The following is a 16221-nucleotide window of genomic DNA, read 5'->3' as shown; positions in this document are numbered from 1 at the left end:
GGCGCAACTGTCCGGGCTGGCTGCGGCGCGCGGTCATGCCGATGTGCGCGCACCTGATCTTCTTACGCCAATCGGGCTGATCGAACGGACGTCAACAGGGACCAGCCTGCAGGGAATCGAGCCCTATGGATCTGATGCGGGCTGGCCGCGGACATCGCTACGATTCGTCATCAAGGGCCGTCGACGAGGAGCCGCATGGGCTATTGGGGGACGTTGATCGCCGTCCGAGCGGGTGAGCCGCCTGCAACGTTGTGCAGGTTTGGCGCAACGGTTCGGGATGAGGATCGAGCCCTGCGTGGTGACGGCTGGCAGGTTCTGACCGTGGCGGACGATCTGACAGCACACCTGTCCCTGTTGGCCGACGTGGTGAAGGAGACCGGCCATCCGGTTCTCGCCGCGTACATCGCGGACAGCGACTACGGGCGTCTGGCTGGAAGTAGCCCGAACTCCGGCCTATGGCACACCTGGCTGGACCGGCGCACCGCCTACGCGTTCGAACGCGATCATCAGGTTATGGCGGGCCTTCCGAAGGCCGCCGCAGTCGCACACGCCCAAGGGCTGATCCAGACAACCGGGCTGCGGCCGACCGAGGCCGCACGACGGGTGGCGTCGTGGGCGACCGATGCTGGCTACCACGCGTCCGCAACCTCGATCCGGCAGATCATTGATCTTCGGCGCCCACCAGGCATCAGCGCATGGTTGAGATTGCCGTGGGCGCGGTTCGTGTTCGCTGAGGAGATGTTCTTTGCCATCCTCGATCACCTGGGCGTACCCCGTCGACCCGCGTGACCGGACTCGGAACGGACCTCCCACCTCGACCAGGCATCCGCACCTGCCGCGATGTGGGCGTCGTGCGTGGGGTACGCGAGCGGAATCTTCGGCAGCAGGGTGGAACTTCGTCGGCTGGTGGCCGCTCGCCGCGTCCAGCCCGCTGCGACGTGTCAGAGATGGCCGCGGTGGCGATCCGTCTGGATAGCGGGCTGGCAGCTGCTGTGCTCTGGCGAACCGTTTCGCGTCGGGCACCACCATGTCCTGGTCCCTTACCCATGGCCCGCGATCTGGCGTTGTTTGCCGACGTCCTTGCGCTGGTGGCCGTCAACCTCGACGCGGCAGAGCACGGTCCAGCCCTGTTTCGAGACTGTTCCTGCACCGACCATGCGGGAAGCCTCCTCACGGGGTGGCGGGCGGCCCTTGTGGCCACCCTGTCAGCCGCGCCGCCAAAGCGCCGGCGTGATTTGGTGTTCGGTCCGGAACCGTCGGATGAAGTAGCTGACGTCGGGATAGCCGACCCGGTGGGCGATCGCCGCCACCGTGAGATCAGTCTCGGTCAGCAACCGGCGGGCCTCCTGCATCCGCCGCTCGGTGAGCCACTGCTGCACGGTTCGGCCAGTCCGGCGACGCACCGAGGTGGTCAAGTGCCCCGGGGTCAGCGCCAGCTCGGCGGCCACCTCGGCCAGCGAGATCGGTTCGGTGAACCGGTGCTCGATCACGTCGAACACCGCGGCCAGCAGCGGTTCGTCGGCCGACCGCAGCTCACCGGCGACGTCACCGGCCAGCCGGGCCATCGCGACCAGCAGCAGCATGAGGTGCGCGAGCGACGCCTCCGACCATCCGGTCCGCCGGGTCCGCAGCTCGCCGTCGAGAGCGCTGATCCGCTCTACCCAGCCGGGCCGCTGCTCCGGCGGGACCCGCAACCGCTGCGCCCGGTCGGTGCCGCAGGCGAACGGGAACAGCAGCGGGTGCGCCCGCCACGAGTACGCCCCGCTGCGGATCACATCGGCCGGGAAGAACACCACCCATCCGTCCTCGACGATCTGGTCGGCAGGCTCTGGAAAGGACAGCACCTGGCTGGGCGCGATCACGAACAGATCTCCGTCGGCAGCTGTCCACGTGCGGTCGTCGATGAGGAAACTGCCGCCGGCGCGGTGTGCATACAGCAGGACCAGGAAATCGTGGGTGTGCGTCTGCGGGCCGGGCAGCGGCTGCGGCGTCAGCGGCCGGTCGGGCAGCCGGGTCACCGCCACCGGCGGGATGCCGGGCACCCGCCGGAACACCGCGACCGGCACGCCGCTGGTGGTCCTGCGGTCCATCCGGGTCAGCTGTGCGTGCGCCGGAGCATCCGAAGAATGTCCTATCCCCGCCACGGATCCGGCGATGGCACCGCTCTGCTCGCGCACGACGCTGAGAGTACGACCGAAGTTCGTCTGATCACCACTACGGAGGCTGCCATGACCGACACCGTACGGCCGTACATCCCGGCGATGGGCCGACACTGGATGCTGTTCCTCTACGACCCGTTCGCCCGGGCGGCCGGCCTCTCCCAGGTGCACGGGGAGCTGCTCGATCGGGCCGGCGTCCAGCCCGGCCACCGGGTGCTGGAGGTCGGCTGCGGCCCGGGCGACCTGCTCATACAACTCGGCCGTCGGGTGCCGGGAGCCGACCTGACCGGGATCGATCCCGACCCGGCCGCGCTCCGCAAGGCCCGTCGCAAGGCCGCCCGGCGCGGTCTGACGGTGCGGTTGATGCTCGCGTACGCCGACGAACTGCCGCTGCCGGACGCCAGCCTCGACCGGGTCCTGTCCTCCTACATGCTCCACCACCTCGATGAGGAGCCGCAGGTGGCGGCGATGCGCGAGATCCGCCGGGTGCTGCGCCCCGGTGGCGAACTGCACGTGGTCGACGCGGACGGGACGCGGCGCCCGGGCGCGCGGGGGCACCAGCACCCGCGGCTGGCCGGACACACCCCGGAGCGGATCCAGGCGGTCATGCGCCAGGGCGGGCTGACCGAAGTATCCGCGACCGGGCACGGAAGCCGCCGATTCGCCGGCAACTACGCCTTCTTCCGCGCCGTTGCCTGACAAAGTATTGGGCGCCTTGGCACCGTGGACGGTCTGCGAGTCCAGGACCGCCGTCGACGGCTGTGGATCACGGCCTTCAACCACCCGGACCGCGCTCGCACACCACGACCGGCCACCGCGGCGCGGATCCCGCCCCGGTGGCGGCTCCATCACCTCGAGGTATGACAACGCGTTCTGAGACGGCACCACGGAGCATCCCGCAGTATCAGCCGCACTCATCTGCCGCAGATCTCGCACAGCGACCGACACGAAGAGCGTCACGCTGTGTGGCGGCGGCTTGACGCCGCCGGACTCAGTATCGTTCCCGTCTCCCCGATGCTGTACTGATCACGTGGAAAGCGGCCCCTACTGGACCGAGTGGCGGCGCGCCAAGCGGCTGCTGCTTGTGGAGGACATACGAGGCAATGGCCCTTGCCATTGGCTCGTGTTGCAGGCACCAGCGTTCATCCGGGCGGGCGAACGCTACCGCACCGAACCAGCCGGACTTACCGTCGAACACAGCGACGGCAGCCGCACAACGCATCCGGGAGGATGGGAGACCCGCCTCTACTCCTGGGCCTTGAACGGAGACCCGAACGTCGGACAGTAGCGAAAGTCGTCCCAGAACGTTTGCGAGATCTGGATGTCTATACCTGCGGCGCAGGCCCGGCATCCGCTCATGCCGCATCAGGTGTGCGGGCGGCGATTGACACGGCTGCTACCCGGCTCGGCGAACGGCTCGACCCGAGTCACGCCGCGGTTCCGGACGCGGCTCTAGAGCTGCGGATCGCGGAAAGTGTCGTACCCGGCGGATAGATTCCCCGGCGTGTTGGACACCCTGGACGCCGAAGATCTCAGTTACCGCACCCGGATGCTGACAGGCTGTATCCCGCCATATGCGGTCACCAGGCTGCTTGAGCTCGGCCACGTCGGTGAGGTCGAGCGGCAGGCTTCCCGTGGCGAGTGGTTCTGCGCCCTGGCGATCGCTGAGGAGGCTGCACCGCAGCGGGCCCGAGCGGTGCTCGCTCCGTTCGTCGCCACGGGCTGGTGGGAGGCAGCGGTGGCCCTGGCGCGGCTGCTGGAGCGATGGGGGCAGGGCGAGGAGGCGATCGCGCTGGTGCGTCCCCGTGCGGCGGCCGGTGACCGGTCCGCGCTGGAGTTTTTCGGGCGGTTGCTGGCCCGCCATGGGCGCGCTGGGGAGGCGTTCGACCTGTTACGCCCGCACGTCGAGGACTGGTGGCTCGCGGCCGCCCTCGTCGACGTGGCCGAGGCCTGCGGCCGCGATGAGGAGGCCGTCGCGCTGCTGCAGGAGCGCATTGGCGCGGCCGTGCGCAACTGCGACCACGACACCTGCGACTCCCGTGACATCCGGCCCTGGAATGCCGTCGGGCTGCTTGCCGACATCCGCGAGCGGCAGGGCCGCCTCGACGAGGCCATCGCGGTGCTGCACACCCGCGAGGGCACCTCGGTCAACGGCCGCGACCAGCTCGCTGACCTGCTCGCCCGGCATGACCGGGTCGAGCAGCTGCGGGCCTATGCCGCGGCCGACTACCACGGCCACGCCGCGGAGCGCCTCGCGGAGCTGTTGGAGGAGCGCGGCGACGTCGCCGGCGCGGTCGAGGTCTATTGGGGGCTCGACGACGCCGTCGTGCCGTGGGTGTGCCGGGCGGTGCCGTTGGCGGAGCTGCTGACGCGGCACGGCCGCGGCGACGAGGCGGTCGAGGTGCTGCGCGCGCTGGTCATGAGCCACGCCGGACACGACGACTGCCTCGCTGACCTGCTGTGCACGCTGTATGCCGAGCAGGGACGCGCCGCCGACGGCCTGACCTTTCTCGACGAGCTCAAGGCCGAGCGCGGCGACGAGGACTGGGAGTTCTTCCGGCTGCGGCCGCCGCTGCTCGCGGCACTCGGCCGGCTGGACGAGGCGGTCGAGCTGGCACGGTCACATCCGGAGGGCGACAGTTGGTATGGGTTGTTGACGCCCGCTGCGCTGCTGGCCAACGCGGGACGCACGGAGGAGGCCGTCGAAATGCTCGCCCACCACGAACCCGGCCACGGGTATCACCTGGCGACCTATCTGCTCGACCTTGGCCGGGTCGCCGACGCCGTCGCGGTGCTGCAACGCTACGAGCCACGACCCATGACACCGCCGCAAGCCGACAACGTGGTCGACGAGCCGCCGTTCTAACCAGTCGCCGTTACCGGTGCCGCCCGAGCCACTGCCGATATCGACGGTGACGGCGCCACCTTCTCCTAACGCCACGACACCCACCGCTGGCTTGTACGTCGCGACGGACACTGGAATCTCAGCCGTCCGCATCAACCTGCCCATTGCAGCAATGCCCCCATGCCCATTGGCGGCTGACGACCGGGCTGGCGCACGCTCATGCCGCCGATCGAGCGCTGCGGATCGCAAACGACCGTCGCGCTCCGTGGGGTCCTGAGCGGGCGTAATTTCAGGGCCGGGGCTGGTCTGCGCTCGTGTCGAGGGAGTCTGCGTGGTTGTGCTTCAGTCGTCGGGCCAGACCGGCTCAAGGCTGCCGTGGGCGTCGTGGAATAGGTGCGGTCGAAGGTGCGGGATTGCGGTCAGTGCGCTTCGCATCTCGGCCACGTCGCCAGCCCGGGCACGAATCGGCTGGCGGGCGAGCAGGTTGCGAAGGTCGGAGAATGGCCACACCATTCCCAGCAGGCGTCGAAGTTCGATCAAGATCTGCAGGCCGTCTTGCGGGACTCGGTCGACGTAGATGTCGGCAATGATTGGCAGGTTGGCGCCATGGGGCATGTCGAGAACGGGACAGCCGGACAGTCGCATGCCCGCGGTGATCCGCGCAGACTCGGACTCGTCGCAGACGAGCATGGCCTTGGACGTGATCTGGTTGACCGGCAGGTAGCCGCCGTCACTGCTGTTCACCAGAACCCATCCGGGCTCCGTCTCCCAGAACTCGCCAGCGCCGTCCTGGCGTCCCGCCGCATCCGTCACACCGCCATCCTGGCAAACGCTGTCCGCAACGTCAGGCGATATCAGGCTCGGGCGGCCCCCCACAGTCCCTCGCTGGAACTCAGCGATGATCGCGCCGGATGCCGCACCCCCGATCTGTCGGTGCGCGCTTCTGCCGCATTGCGCTTGCTGCCATGGTGTCGCCTGGGGTGCCGTGCTGACCGTGGCTGCTCTTCCGGCCAGGTTCATCCGGCCCTGATCATTATTCGGTTCTGATCGTGATCTGGATCGCCACGAGGTCGCCGTTGCTGCCGATCTCGGCATGGGCCGGGAAGAAGCCGTCGCCGACAGACGTCATCGCGAACATGATGTCCGCGCCGCCGACGTGGATGGTGGCGGCTTCGTGCTCGGCCGCACGCACGCCGGCCATCACCTGCCAATGGTGGGAGTGCGGCCGGAAGTCGAAGGCGAAGAGTCGACCCGCTGAGCTGTTGCGATGCGCGTCCAAGGCGACTGCCTTGCTGTACGCCTCGCGGATCGGAACGTCGAGCCAGCCGAAGCCGTCAGCGCCGACCCGGCTCGCGCCGAACTCGGCTGCCACCGCTTCCTCGTCCCGGCCCCAGAAGACGACATCCGCCATGCCGTCCATCGCGTCCTCATGCACCCACGCATTCAACGCATCAGCGTCGGCAAAGACGAGCCGAGCGTTATCGACACCGATTCGACCAAGTTCACGCCGCTGCGCCGCCGGGCCGGCGCTGACCTCGAGGCGGATGCGTCGCCAACCCCAGTCCTCGTCAGGCGATGCAGTGACCCGCAGCGGCCGGTCGGCAGGCACCCCACCGATCACGATCACCGGCACACCACTGACCAGAAAACTCGGCTCCCCACCAGCGATAGCCCGCCGCACCCGTTCGCGGTGCGGGACCTGGCCCTCGAACCGCCGTAACGCAGCCGAGTAGCGATGCTCGCGACAGTGCTCGTCGAACAGTGCGGTGAAATCCGCGGCACTGCGCTCCGGAATGTCGTACAGGGTGCGGCCGACCTGCCGATCGAACGATCGCGCGGCCGTCTCCGCGTCGGTCCCGACGATCTCGAAGTCGACCCCCGGCGGAATGTCGTCGGCACGCTGTTGCTCGGGCGCACGGTCGCCGGACCACAAACCCAGGTACCCGCCATCCATAAGGACCAACTCACCCGACGGGCAGGTGATCGCTCCCAGCGTCACGATCTTCGTCACGACCCGAAGCATAGGAGCCCTCAACGCCTGCCCGCGACGCAGGTAGGGCGTCCACACAACCGTCGAGGACCTTGATCACGTTTCCGCTCATGCCGCTGTCCGCTCGCTGCCGTGCAGTGAGAATCCATGGGCCGTAGCTGTCGGTGCTGGCGATCGAAGCCGGTGCCGCACGCCGGTGGCTCCGGCGAGGTACCGTGCGGTGGTGGTTTGGCAGGACTTCGAGGCGGCGTGGCACGACAGCGGATGCCATGCCCTCGCTGGTCTGGCCGCGGCCTGTCCGGGCGAGCGGTTGTACGCCGCGGCGTTCCACCTCTTCTACGCCGGTGGCACCGTGATCCTCCCGCCCGCGCTGGCCGCCAACACCGAGACGGCCGTGCGCCGCAACGACGGATACTCGACGCGGTTCACACCGCCGGAGTGGCGGTGGGACGTGCTGGACGCCGCGAGCGATGCGATGCGGCCGTGGTACCAGCGCCTCACCGAGGAGTACCTGGCCCCCGCCACCAATGATGCCGAACGTGACCTGGCGCTGGAGTCGCTCTGGACGGCTCATGACGCCGCCATGGCCCGGGTCTGCAAGGCGATGACCGCGACCGCGCGTCTGGGCGGCATCCACAGCTCGCTCCCGGCCACGTTCGTCGTCGTCATTCTGGAGGGCCAGCGCGGAGACGAGGAGGCGGACCTGATCCGCGCGAGCGTCGATCCCTTCGTGCTCACGACCGTTCCCGAACTCGCCGAGCATCTGCGAGAGGCCGAAGAGGCGTGACCCTACTGCCGGCTCAACGGCCGCCGGCACCGATACTGACACGCACTTCTGCCGCGATCCGCTCGCTGTCCACCGTGACGGGGAGTTGTCCAGCCAGTGTGCTGACGTAGCCGACGAGCGCATGCGGGTGATCAGCTGGCTGCGCGTTCCCACGGACGCTCGATCCACGGATTGGCGTCGAGGTAGGCCGTGAGCTTGGGGAAACGTTGCCTCGTATGGTTTTCGTCGGTGAGGTCGGCCGGAGTTCCGACCGGTGTGTCGGGTCCGGAAGGCCCATCGATCGCCAAGGGAGCCCCGGTTGCGGCGATGTGCGCCTCGAGCGGAAGGCCGCAGAACCAGTCGATCCGCGCGTTGTGCCGGTCAGGCGCCAATTCGACAAGGTTGTCGGGGTCGTCCTGGACCCGTCGCATGGTTTGCCGCCCATGCGACACGATCCAGTCCTGCACCGCGAGGAAATCATCATCGTCGAAGGGACCCAACAACAGCGTGGCAGCGTCCCGGATGGGCCAGCGGTAGAGCTCGTCCTGTGCCTGGAACCAGAGCTCCTCAAACTGTTCAATCTCGTCCGGAGTCAACGCGCAAAGGCGACGAAGAAGCACCTGGGCGACGCGTTCGGTGTCACTGCCCGCCTCAGCTCGGGCCCCCTCGACGATGCGCCAGAAGACCGCCCACTCCACTGCCAGACCGTACCAAGCCGATCCCGTGCCGCCGGATGCCGCCGCGACGAGCCTTTACCGTCCGTACGTCGGCCGCGCCTCGCCCGTCGCGCGCCTGTGGCCGACAAGCGTGTGCTCATGGACGGTGACGGCCAACCCAGGCTGGCTCCTGTCGTCGTGGACCTCGGAACAGCGGACGCTGTCAGCCGTTCTCGCCCGCGGAGGTTTGGTAGAAGCTGTTCGGGATCTCGTCGGTGCGTTCCGAGTCGAAGGGACGTTGGATCACCACCCGCACAAGGCGGTGAAACCAGTCCGCAAACGACAGCGATGCCGGGTGGTTGAACGGGTCCGGTACCCACAACCCGGTCTCGACGTACTTGGCAAGGTCACACTCGAAGTCGTTGCTCTCACACAGGATCGCCAGTTCACCGTCCTGCCGTTCGACGTCGGCGTCGGTGTAGAAGCACCAGCGGCTGGCCTCCGTCGCGTAGCCGGCGGTGGCGAAGGCCACCAGGAAACTCGTGTAGATCTCCTCGTCGTCCAGCGTGGCACCGTCGATGAACGAGTGCCCCTTGGCCACTTCCTGCGGCGAGAAGATGTTGAACGGTTCGTACGTCGCCCAACCGCCGCCGTCGCGGTACTCGATCCGCAGGAATGAGCAGATCCGCAGAAACGCTCGATAGCCGCGGGGAACCGTAAAGTCCTCGGGCCGAAACGGCACCGGCAGCCTGGACGAGTGTGCTTCGTCGATCAGCTCGGGCAGGCGGTCGATCTCCTCGTCGACAAGTGGCGGGCCCTCCACCAGGCGCACCGTCGGCTGGAGCACCGACCATTGCCGTAAGGCCGCCAGATCGTCCAGGATCACGCAGCCGATGCTACAGAGCAACCCAACCCACCCCGCCGGGCGCGCGCTCATGCCGCTGCGGGTGCGCGGCGCCTTGACAGATGCTTGTCACTGACGGTGCGTGACTGTCAGCGAGGTCGGGAATGCTCCTGGCGGCGGCAATGGTCTACCGCCTCCACCGCCGCGGCCGATCTTGGTGTAACGGTTCCGGAATGTCACACAAGTCGGGGACACATCCGGGACCGCTACTCCAAGATCGGCGGGAAACGGGGGCTCAGCTCGCCAGCGCGAACCGCTCCGCGTGGATCTGCAGCGGCGGCACCTTGAGCTGACGCAGGCTCTTCAGCACCGCGTCGGTCATCGCCGGCGGGCCGCATACGAACACGTCCCGCTCCAGGATGTCCGGGACGAGGCGTACCAGGTTCTCCGGGGCGAACGGGATGTTCGGCGGGTTGCCCGCGCCGGTGCGGCCCGAGAGCACGTGGACCTGCGCGCCCTTCATCCGCGCGAGCTGCTCCATCTCCGCGAGCAGCACCGCGTCGGCAGGGCTCTGCACCCGGTACAGCACCGCAATCGGCCCGGAAAGCTCCTCGAGCAGCGACCGGATCGGCGTGACCCCGACCCCGCCGGCGAGCAGCACCGTGCCTTCGCGGGTCTTGTGGATGCTGGTGAAGGCGCCGTACGGCCCCTCGGCGAAGACCCGCGTCCCGACCGGCACGTTGCGCAGCCCGGCACTGGTCTCGCCGACGGCCTTCGCGGTGAGGCGCAGCGCGTTGTGGCCGGGTGCCGCAGACAGCGAGAACGGGTTGGCCTTCCACCAGCTGTTGTACCCGACGAACCGCCAGATGAAGAACTGCCCGGCGCGTGCACCCAGCTTGTCGAGGTCCTTGCCGGTCATGTGGACGGAGACGACGTTGTCCGCCTCGGGCACGACCGCGGCGACCCGCAGCTGCATCCCGGCGTTGCGGCGCAGCGGGACGATGATCCGGCCGATGATCAGGGAGAGGCCGGCGAAGGCCCAGAGGCTCCACCAGTACAAGGTGGACACGATGGTGGCGGTGAACGTGGAGGCCTCGTACATCTGGTGGATCAGCGCCAGCACGATCGCCACGTAGAGCAGCACGTGCACGGCGTGCCAGGTCTCGTAGGACAGCTTGCGGCGGGCGAGGCGCACGGAGACGCCGACGGCGACCGCGATGATGCCGACGGCGATGAATCCGATCATGGTCGGGCCCATGCCGATGAGGTTGGACGCCTGCTTCAGGAAGGTGCTGTTGTACGCCTGGGCGTAGCCGAGCATCACGAACGTGGGGTGCAGCAGCACCAGCCAGAACAGCGAGAAGCCGGTCCACCGGTGCCAGGAGGTCAGCCGGTCCATGCCGAGCCGGCGGTCGAGCCACGGCAGCCGGGCGATGAGCACCAACTGCAGCAGCATGGCGAGGGCCGCGTGCAGGCCGAGGAACTTCCCGGTCGCGTGCAGCGCGTTCTTCGCCGGGTCGGTGGCGAAGAACAGCACCTCGATGATGATCAGGTTGAGGATCACCGCCCCCCACAACGCCGCCATGGCCCGGACCCGCGGATGCGCGAGGGCAGCGCCGCCGCCGCTCCTGGTCGCGACCGGTCCTGTCACGCTCTGATCCGCAGCCGTCACGGCGTTCTCCCCTTGTGTCCACGATGCGCAGACGATGCCTTCGTACAGGTACGCATGCAGGGCCGGGCCGGTTCAATCAGGCGAACGGCTCAGGGGCGGCGAGTGACCGCCCCGGACCCGTACGGCGGGTTCGCCCTGATCGCGCTCCTCGGACTCCTTGGACTCCTTGGACTGCGGATCTTCGAAGCCTGCGCAGCGAAACCGGGCACGCGGCAACCTCGACCGGCACCCGAACCACATCCTCGCCGCCTACATGGCCTCCGGCACGTAGCCGCGGCTCACGACTCTGCCGAGGAGGGCGCACGTGATCTCCAGGCCCGCCTGACGTCTCACAACCTCGATCGTGTGTCCAGCTCATGATTTGCCGCTGGAGGAGGCCGTGTCGGTCAGGTGGGTTACGTGTCCTACCAGCGCGGCAGGCCGCCGCGTACAGTGGCTCGGTGCCTCTCACCGGTCACCGTCTCGGCATCGACTTCGGCACGTCCTCGACGGTGGCGGTGCTGTCTTGGCCGGACGGGCGGATCAAGCCGCTGCTCTTCGACGGCACGCCGCTGCTGCCGTCGGCGGTGCACGCCGGACTGGCGGCCGGGCAACCGGCGCAGTTGCTCGTCGGCAGCGACGCGGTACACGCCGCCGGCGCGCAGCCCGAGCGCTACGAGCCGTACCCGAAGCGGCGCATCGACGAGGGAACCCTGCTGCTCGGCGACGCCGAGGTCCCGCTGACGGATTGTGTCGCCGCGGTTCTGGAGCGGGTCGCGGTCGAGGCTCGGCGGGTGGCGGGCGGCGAGCCGGACGACGTCGTGGTCACGTGCCCAGTCGGCTGGGGACCGCACCGGCGTCGCACCCTGGCCGCTGCGGCACACGCAGCCGGCCTGCCAGACGTGCGGATGACCTCCGAGCCGGTTGCCGCCGCCGCGTACTTCGTCGACGTCGTCAAAGGCGCGGTGCCGGACGGCGCACCGATCGTCGTTTACGACTTCGGGGCAGGCACCTTCGACGCCAGCGTGGTCCGGCGCCGGGCCGGCGGCTTCGACGTTCTCGCCACCGTGGGCCTGGACGACACCGGCGGCCTCGACATCGACGCCGCGATCGTGGCGCACTTCGGCTCGGTGTACGCCGCAAGCCGTCCCGAGCTGTGGCTGCGGCTCACCGCGCCGCAGACCGCCGCAGACCGGCGCGCTGCCCGCCAGCTGTGGGACCACGTCCGTGGTGCGAAGGAGCGCCTGTCGCGGCTGAGCACGACCGTCGTACACCTGCCGCTGCTGGAGGTCGACTCCCCACTGGGTCGTGAACAGCTGGACCGGCTCGCGCAGCGCGTCGTCGACCGTACCCTCGATGCCACCCGGGCGGCGCTGCGCGACGCGGGCCTCGGGCCGGCCGAGCCGGCGGCCGTGTTCCTGGTCGGTGGGTCCAGCCGGCTCCCACTCGCCGCGACCGCGCTGCACCGCGGCCTCGGCGTCGCGCCCACCGTCATCGAACAGCCAGAGCTCGTCGTCGCCGAAGGCAGCCTGTACGTGCCGCGCGACGACACGACCAACGAGCCAGTAGCGTCCCCTTCACGGCGCCCATCACCTCGCGCAACCGGGAAGCCCGCCGTAGCCGCCGCCACAGCGTCCGTCACAGACGCCGCCGAGGCTGCCGGCGCGCCCGAAGCCGCACCGACGGCTGCACGGCGGGCGCGGGTCGTGCTCCTGGTGGTGGCCCTGCTGACGGCCGGCATCGGCCTCTGGGCCTGGCTCGATTCCTCGCAGCGCTCGCCCAGGACGTCACCCGGCCCGAGCACATCCGCCTCGGTCGCGTCCCGCTCGGCAGGACCCAGCAGCAACCCGCCGACCACGGTGGCCAGTTCACCGTCGGCGTCCGGCGCCGTGGTGCCCGCCGTCGTCCCACCATGCGCCGACAGCGACCTGGACCTGAAGGTGATACCGGACCAGGAATCCCAACTCCGTGGTGCCTCCCTGAACATCGGTCTCTTTGTGGCCAACGTGGCGACCCGCGACTGCATCCGGGATGTGGGCGGCGACCAACAAGAGATCTTCCTCCAGTCCGGCGCCGTCAAGGTGTTCTCGTCGGCCGCCTGCAATCCACGGCGCGGGAGCGCGCCGACCGTACTGACGAACTCGCAGCAATTAGGCTTTTACACCGTGTGGGACGGCAAGGCGACCTCGGCGGGCTGCACCAGCCGGACGCCACCACCGCCCGGGGCCTACCAACTGTTCGCGCGGCTCGGCACGAAGCTGTCAACGCCCGTCAACATCCAGATCACCTGACACAAACGCGCGGTTGCACATCGGGTGACGCTGAGCCGAGTTCCTCACGCAGGAGCCGGCCGACGTCCACACTCTTGGGTGCAGTCATCGCTTGATCTCTCCTTCGGTACTTTCGTCAGTTCGAAGGATCAAACTGGTACGGCGGGTCGGGCGGCGCGGACCGCCAGGCGCTGGCCAGGCTGGCAAGGTCAGGGCCGGATTCCCAAAGCATTGCAGGTTCGTCGGGCATCGCCGCGTTCAGCAGCTGCAGCAGCCGCTCCGATGGCAGGGCGCCGACCTGCCGCGCGGCGGTCCGCTCGGCGTCGGCGGACAGCCCGGTGGCCGTCAGGTGCTCGCTGGGCACCGTGTACTCGTCGTCCACGTTCACATAGAGTGCGCCGGTCAGCAGTGTCGTGATGGGGTCGAGCGGCAGGTTCAGGCCGGCAGCCACGACATAGTCGCCGTCGACCCCGGCAGTGATGCGAGCACCAACAAGATCAGGTGCGCGGACATGCCGCGAGCCGCGCGGCCCGCACTACTTGGGCTCGATCTGCCGGACTGCTCTGACTGAGATGTACTCGGTGCCACCCGACGATGACCTTGCCCTGACGCCGGTGTCAACGCCTAGCGTCGCGGCAATGAGGTTCGCCGTCAGCTACAGCACCCCGTACCACGGCATCGATCCCGACCGGATCACCGCTTTCGCACTACACGCTGAACAGTGCGGCTTCGAAGGGCTGTACCTGCCCGAACACATCGTGCTGTACCCGGGCGCGACCATCGGCGGGGTCGAACTGCCCCCGACGCTGCCGTACGCCGATCCGCTGGACTGCCTGGCCTTCATCGCCGCCGCCACGAACCGGATCCTCCTCGGAACGGGAGTACTCCTGCTGCCGTACCGGCACCCCGTCATCCTCGCCAAGCAGCTGGCTACGATCGACGTCCTGTCCAGAGGCCGAATGCGGCTGCTGACCGTCGGCCTGGGCGGCCTGCCGGGCGAGGCCGCGGCGGTCGGAGTGGACTACGCCAGCCGGGGCCGCCGGGCCGATGAAGCGATCGACGTCATGCGACTGCTCTGGGCCGGCGGCGCCGACGGCGTCAGCTTCCACGGAGAGTTCTTCGACTTCGACACACTCGTCAGCTTCCCGAAGCCGCACGGTGGCGCCGAACTCCCTGTTCATGTCGGCGGGTCGAGCCGGGCGGCGGCCCGCCGCGCCGGCCGACGTGGTGACGGCTACTTCCCCGGCGGCATGCTCACCCCGGACGAGCGCCGCGCACAACTGAACCTCGCCCGAGAGACAGCGGTCGAGGCCGGCCGCGACCCGCAGGCGCTGGAGTACACCAGATGGGCGTCGACCGAGCTCACGCCCGACCGGGTCGAGGCCTTCGCCGCGCAGGGCGTGACCCGCCTCGTCATCAACGTGGCCGCCACCGATCCCGTCGAGCAGCGCGACGAGATGTCTACCTTCGCCGACCGGTTTCGCCTCGCTGACGGCGCCTGGTAAGGCATTCGAGCAAGATCGGCACCATCCGCTCATGCCGCTGCGGGCGCTCGGCGCCGGCCAGTCGTTACCGATGGTGCGTGGCTCGGCGGGTTGCGGCTTCCGATCGTGCCGATGACAGCGCGTCTGATCTTGGCGATGTGCGGAGGTCTGGGTCGTCAGAGCAGGCCGCGCTCGCGTAACCGAGTGAACCGGTCGGGCGACAGGCAATCGGCCAGATTTCGTTCCAGGTCGACCAGCTCGAGGTCGACCGGGTACACCACGAAGTCGTCGGCGACCGGCAACGTATCCGACCAGTCGTGGAGGTTGAGCCGTGCCGCCACTGCGCACAACAGTTGCCGGCCGATCTCGGATCCAGCTGCGACGCCGACATCGTCGGCGTTGAGCAGCGCAAGCTCCTGTCGTACCAACCGGACCGATGGGACGTCGTCGAGGTTGACGTCGGTGCCCGCCTCGAAGTCTTCCGGCGACCATGCAGCCTGAACATCGATCGCCGTCAAGGCGACGCGCTCGTCCTCGGTGGCCGCGTGGACCATGAAGGACAGTGCATCGGACCGAAAGTAGCTCAGTGCGATGCGGGCGACCGGGCCGTCGATCACCAGGCGTGCCACGGCGTCCCGGATCAGCAGGAGCACAGCGTCCTCGATGGTCCTGCACTCCGCGACGAGGTCGAACCCGGTCGGCGGCCGCTCATGGCGCACCACGGACCGCCGGCCCGTGACCTCAACGACGCGGACCAGGCCGCCCTCGTCGTGCTCGGCTGCCAGCACCGAAGCCGCACGGCCATCGTGCTCGATCTCGACGCGACTGATGTGACCATCGGTGTATACATATCGTTCCCGCCCCGACCCGCGCTTCGCGAACATGTCGGCCGAACGCATCAGCCCGTGCTCGAAGCGGTACTCGTGCAGGTAGATGGGTCCGTCCGTATCGAAGTGCGCCGCCTCGACCACGTCGCCGTCGAAGCGGACGAAGGTCTCGTAGTACAGGCGTCCGCGAAGAAAGCCGCTGTACTGCTCGGCCACCACCGCGTGGCCCTCGGCATCGAACCCGATGCGTAGGACATTCCGATCCATCGGCGGCCGGGCGTCCAACCGGCGGCCGGTCTTGAGCAGGTCCCGCTCGAAATGCAACGGACGAAGGTCCAGGCCCGGCCAGGTGTACCACTCCCAGCGTCCGACCAGCGCGATCGCCGCTCGTTTCCGAGCCTCGTATTCGCCAGCGAGCTGAGCAAATCGCCCGGCAAGATCGGCCATGCCCGAAACCCTACGCCGGCGTCCCGCCTTACCGAGCGGCGGTCGCATGCACCCGGATCTGCCGCCGATCGTGCGCGGCGGCCGGCTGTGGCCTTTGAGATGGTCGAGCAGCACGTCCTGGCGACCGCCAGTCCACTCGTCGTGCTGACCTACGTACACGCACGCGCCCGAAGCACCGGGCGCGAACTCGACTTCCCAATCTTGCAGACGATTACCGTAGAGAACGGGCGAATCACCGAGGTCCATCCGTTCTACTGGGACACCGCCGCGATCGCCAACGCC

Annotated in this window: 14 protein-coding genes; 6 read left to right on the top strand and 8 right to left on the bottom strand. The window is 68.7% G+C overall.

What is annotated here, in order from left to right; genetic code table 11:
• The first annotated feature begins 321 nt into the window (after positions 1-321).
• Positions 322-789 carry a hypothetical protein gene (locus ACFPIJ_RS11625; RefSeq protein WP_380114730.1) on the top strand — a complete coding sequence of 156 codons (468 nt, stop codon included), beginning with the start codon at positions 322-324 and terminating at the stop codon, positions 787-789.
• A gap of 416 nt (positions 790-1205) precedes the next feature.
• On the opposite strand, the gene ACFPIJ_RS11620 is transcribed toward ACFPIJ_RS11625, so the two are convergent.
• Positions 1206-2066, bottom strand: a complete 861-nt coding sequence (locus ACFPIJ_RS11620) for a helix-turn-helix transcriptional regulator (RefSeq protein WP_380114768.1) — start codon at positions 2064-2066, stop codon at positions 1206-1208.
• A 162-nt stretch (positions 2067-2228) separates the two neighbouring features.
• Here ACFPIJ_RS11620 and ACFPIJ_RS11615 point away from each other — a divergent pair, with 162 nt between their 5' ends.
• Both ACFPIJ_RS11615 and ACFPIJ_RS11610 read left to right on the top strand, forming a co-directional pair.
• Positions 2229-2858 (top strand): class I SAM-dependent methyltransferase, encoded by a 630-nt coding sequence (locus ACFPIJ_RS11615; protein WP_380114729.1) that lies wholly within the window; start codon positions 2229-2231, stop codon positions 2856-2858.
• 805 nt (positions 2859-3663) lie between these two features.
• Positions 3664-5025: a tetratricopeptide repeat protein gene (locus ACFPIJ_RS11610; RefSeq protein WP_380114728.1), complete on the top strand. Its 1362-nt coding sequence runs from the start codon at positions 3664-3666 to the stop codon at positions 5023-5025.
• Between the two features lie 321 nt (positions 5026-5346).
• On the opposite strand, the gene ACFPIJ_RS11605 is transcribed toward ACFPIJ_RS11610, so the two are convergent.
• Together ACFPIJ_RS11605 and ACFPIJ_RS11600 are read right to left on the bottom strand one after the other, a co-directional pair.
• Positions 5347-5817 carry a hypothetical protein gene (locus ACFPIJ_RS11605; RefSeq protein WP_380114727.1) on the bottom strand — a complete coding sequence of 157 codons (471 nt, stop codon included), beginning with the start codon at positions 5815-5817 and terminating at the stop codon, positions 5347-5349.
• A gap of 220 nt (positions 5818-6037) precedes the next feature.
• Positions 6038-7015 carry a hypothetical protein gene (locus ACFPIJ_RS11600; protein ID WP_380114726.1) on the bottom strand — a complete coding sequence of 326 codons (978 nt, stop codon included), beginning with the start codon at positions 7013-7015 and terminating at the stop codon, positions 6038-6040.
• 202 nt (positions 7016-7217) lie between these two features.
• Between ACFPIJ_RS11600 and ACFPIJ_RS11595 the strand changes: the two genes are divergently transcribed.
• Positions 7218-7781, top strand: coding sequence for a DUF4303 domain-containing protein (locus ACFPIJ_RS11595; protein ID WP_380114725.1), 564 nt, complete (start codon positions 7218-7220; stop codon positions 7779-7781).
• 131 nt (positions 7782-7912) lie between these two features.
• Here the strand turns inward: ACFPIJ_RS11595 and ACFPIJ_RS11590 are convergent, their stop codons facing one another.
• From ACFPIJ_RS11590 to ACFPIJ_RS11580, 3 genes are all read right to left on the bottom strand, one after another.
• Entirely contained in the window at positions 7913-8458 is a 546-nt protein-coding gene (locus tag ACFPIJ_RS11590) for a DUF4240 domain-containing protein (protein WP_380114724.1), read from the bottom strand.
• Between the two features lie 181 nt (positions 8459-8639).
• Positions 8640-9302 carry a hypothetical protein gene (locus ACFPIJ_RS11585; protein WP_380114723.1) on the bottom strand — a complete coding sequence of 221 codons (663 nt, stop codon included), beginning with the start codon at positions 9300-9302 and terminating at the stop codon, positions 8640-8642.
• Positions 9303-9555: 253 nt separating this feature from the next.
• Positions 9556-10911: a ferredoxin reductase family protein gene (locus ACFPIJ_RS11580; protein ID WP_380114722.1), complete on the bottom strand. Its 1356-nt coding sequence runs from the start codon at positions 10909-10911 to the stop codon at positions 9556-9558.
• A 461-nt stretch (positions 10912-11372) separates the two neighbouring features.
• On the opposite strand from ACFPIJ_RS11580, the gene ACFPIJ_RS11575 reads away from it, so the two are divergent.
• Positions 11373-13202, top strand: a complete 1830-nt coding sequence (locus tag ACFPIJ_RS11575; RefSeq protein ID WP_380114721.1) for an Hsp70 family protein — start codon at positions 11373-11375, stop codon at positions 13200-13202.
• Positions 13203-13317: 115 nt separating this feature from the next.
• On the opposite strand, the gene ACFPIJ_RS11570 is transcribed toward ACFPIJ_RS11575, so the two are convergent.
• Positions 13318-13632, bottom strand: coding sequence for a hypothetical protein (locus ACFPIJ_RS11570; RefSeq protein ID WP_380114720.1), 315 nt, complete (start codon positions 13630-13632; stop codon positions 13318-13320).
• Between the two features lie 187 nt (positions 13633-13819).
• Between ACFPIJ_RS11570 and ACFPIJ_RS11565 the strand changes: the two genes are divergently transcribed.
• Entirely contained in the window at positions 13820-14686 is an 867-nt protein-coding gene (locus ACFPIJ_RS11565) for a TIGR03619 family F420-dependent LLM class oxidoreductase (protein ID WP_380114719.1), read from the top strand.
• A gap of 155 nt (positions 14687-14841) precedes the next feature.
• On the opposite strand, the gene ACFPIJ_RS11560 is transcribed toward ACFPIJ_RS11565, so the two are convergent.
• Complete coding sequence (locus ACFPIJ_RS11560; protein ID WP_380114718.1) at positions 14842-16185, bottom strand: hypothetical protein; 1344 nt, start codon at positions 16183-16185, stop codon at positions 14842-14844.
• Between the last annotated feature and the right edge of the window lie 36 nt (positions 16186-16221).

The sequence above is a fragment of the Dactylosporangium cerinum genome, assembly GCF_042653625.1.
Classification (GTDB): domain Bacteria; phylum Actinomycetota; class Actinomycetes; order Mycobacteriales; family Micromonosporaceae; genus Dactylosporangium; species Dactylosporangium cerinum.
The sequence above is the reverse complement of the archived record's forward strand: the minus strand, read 5'-3'. Positions and strand labels throughout refer to the sequence as shown.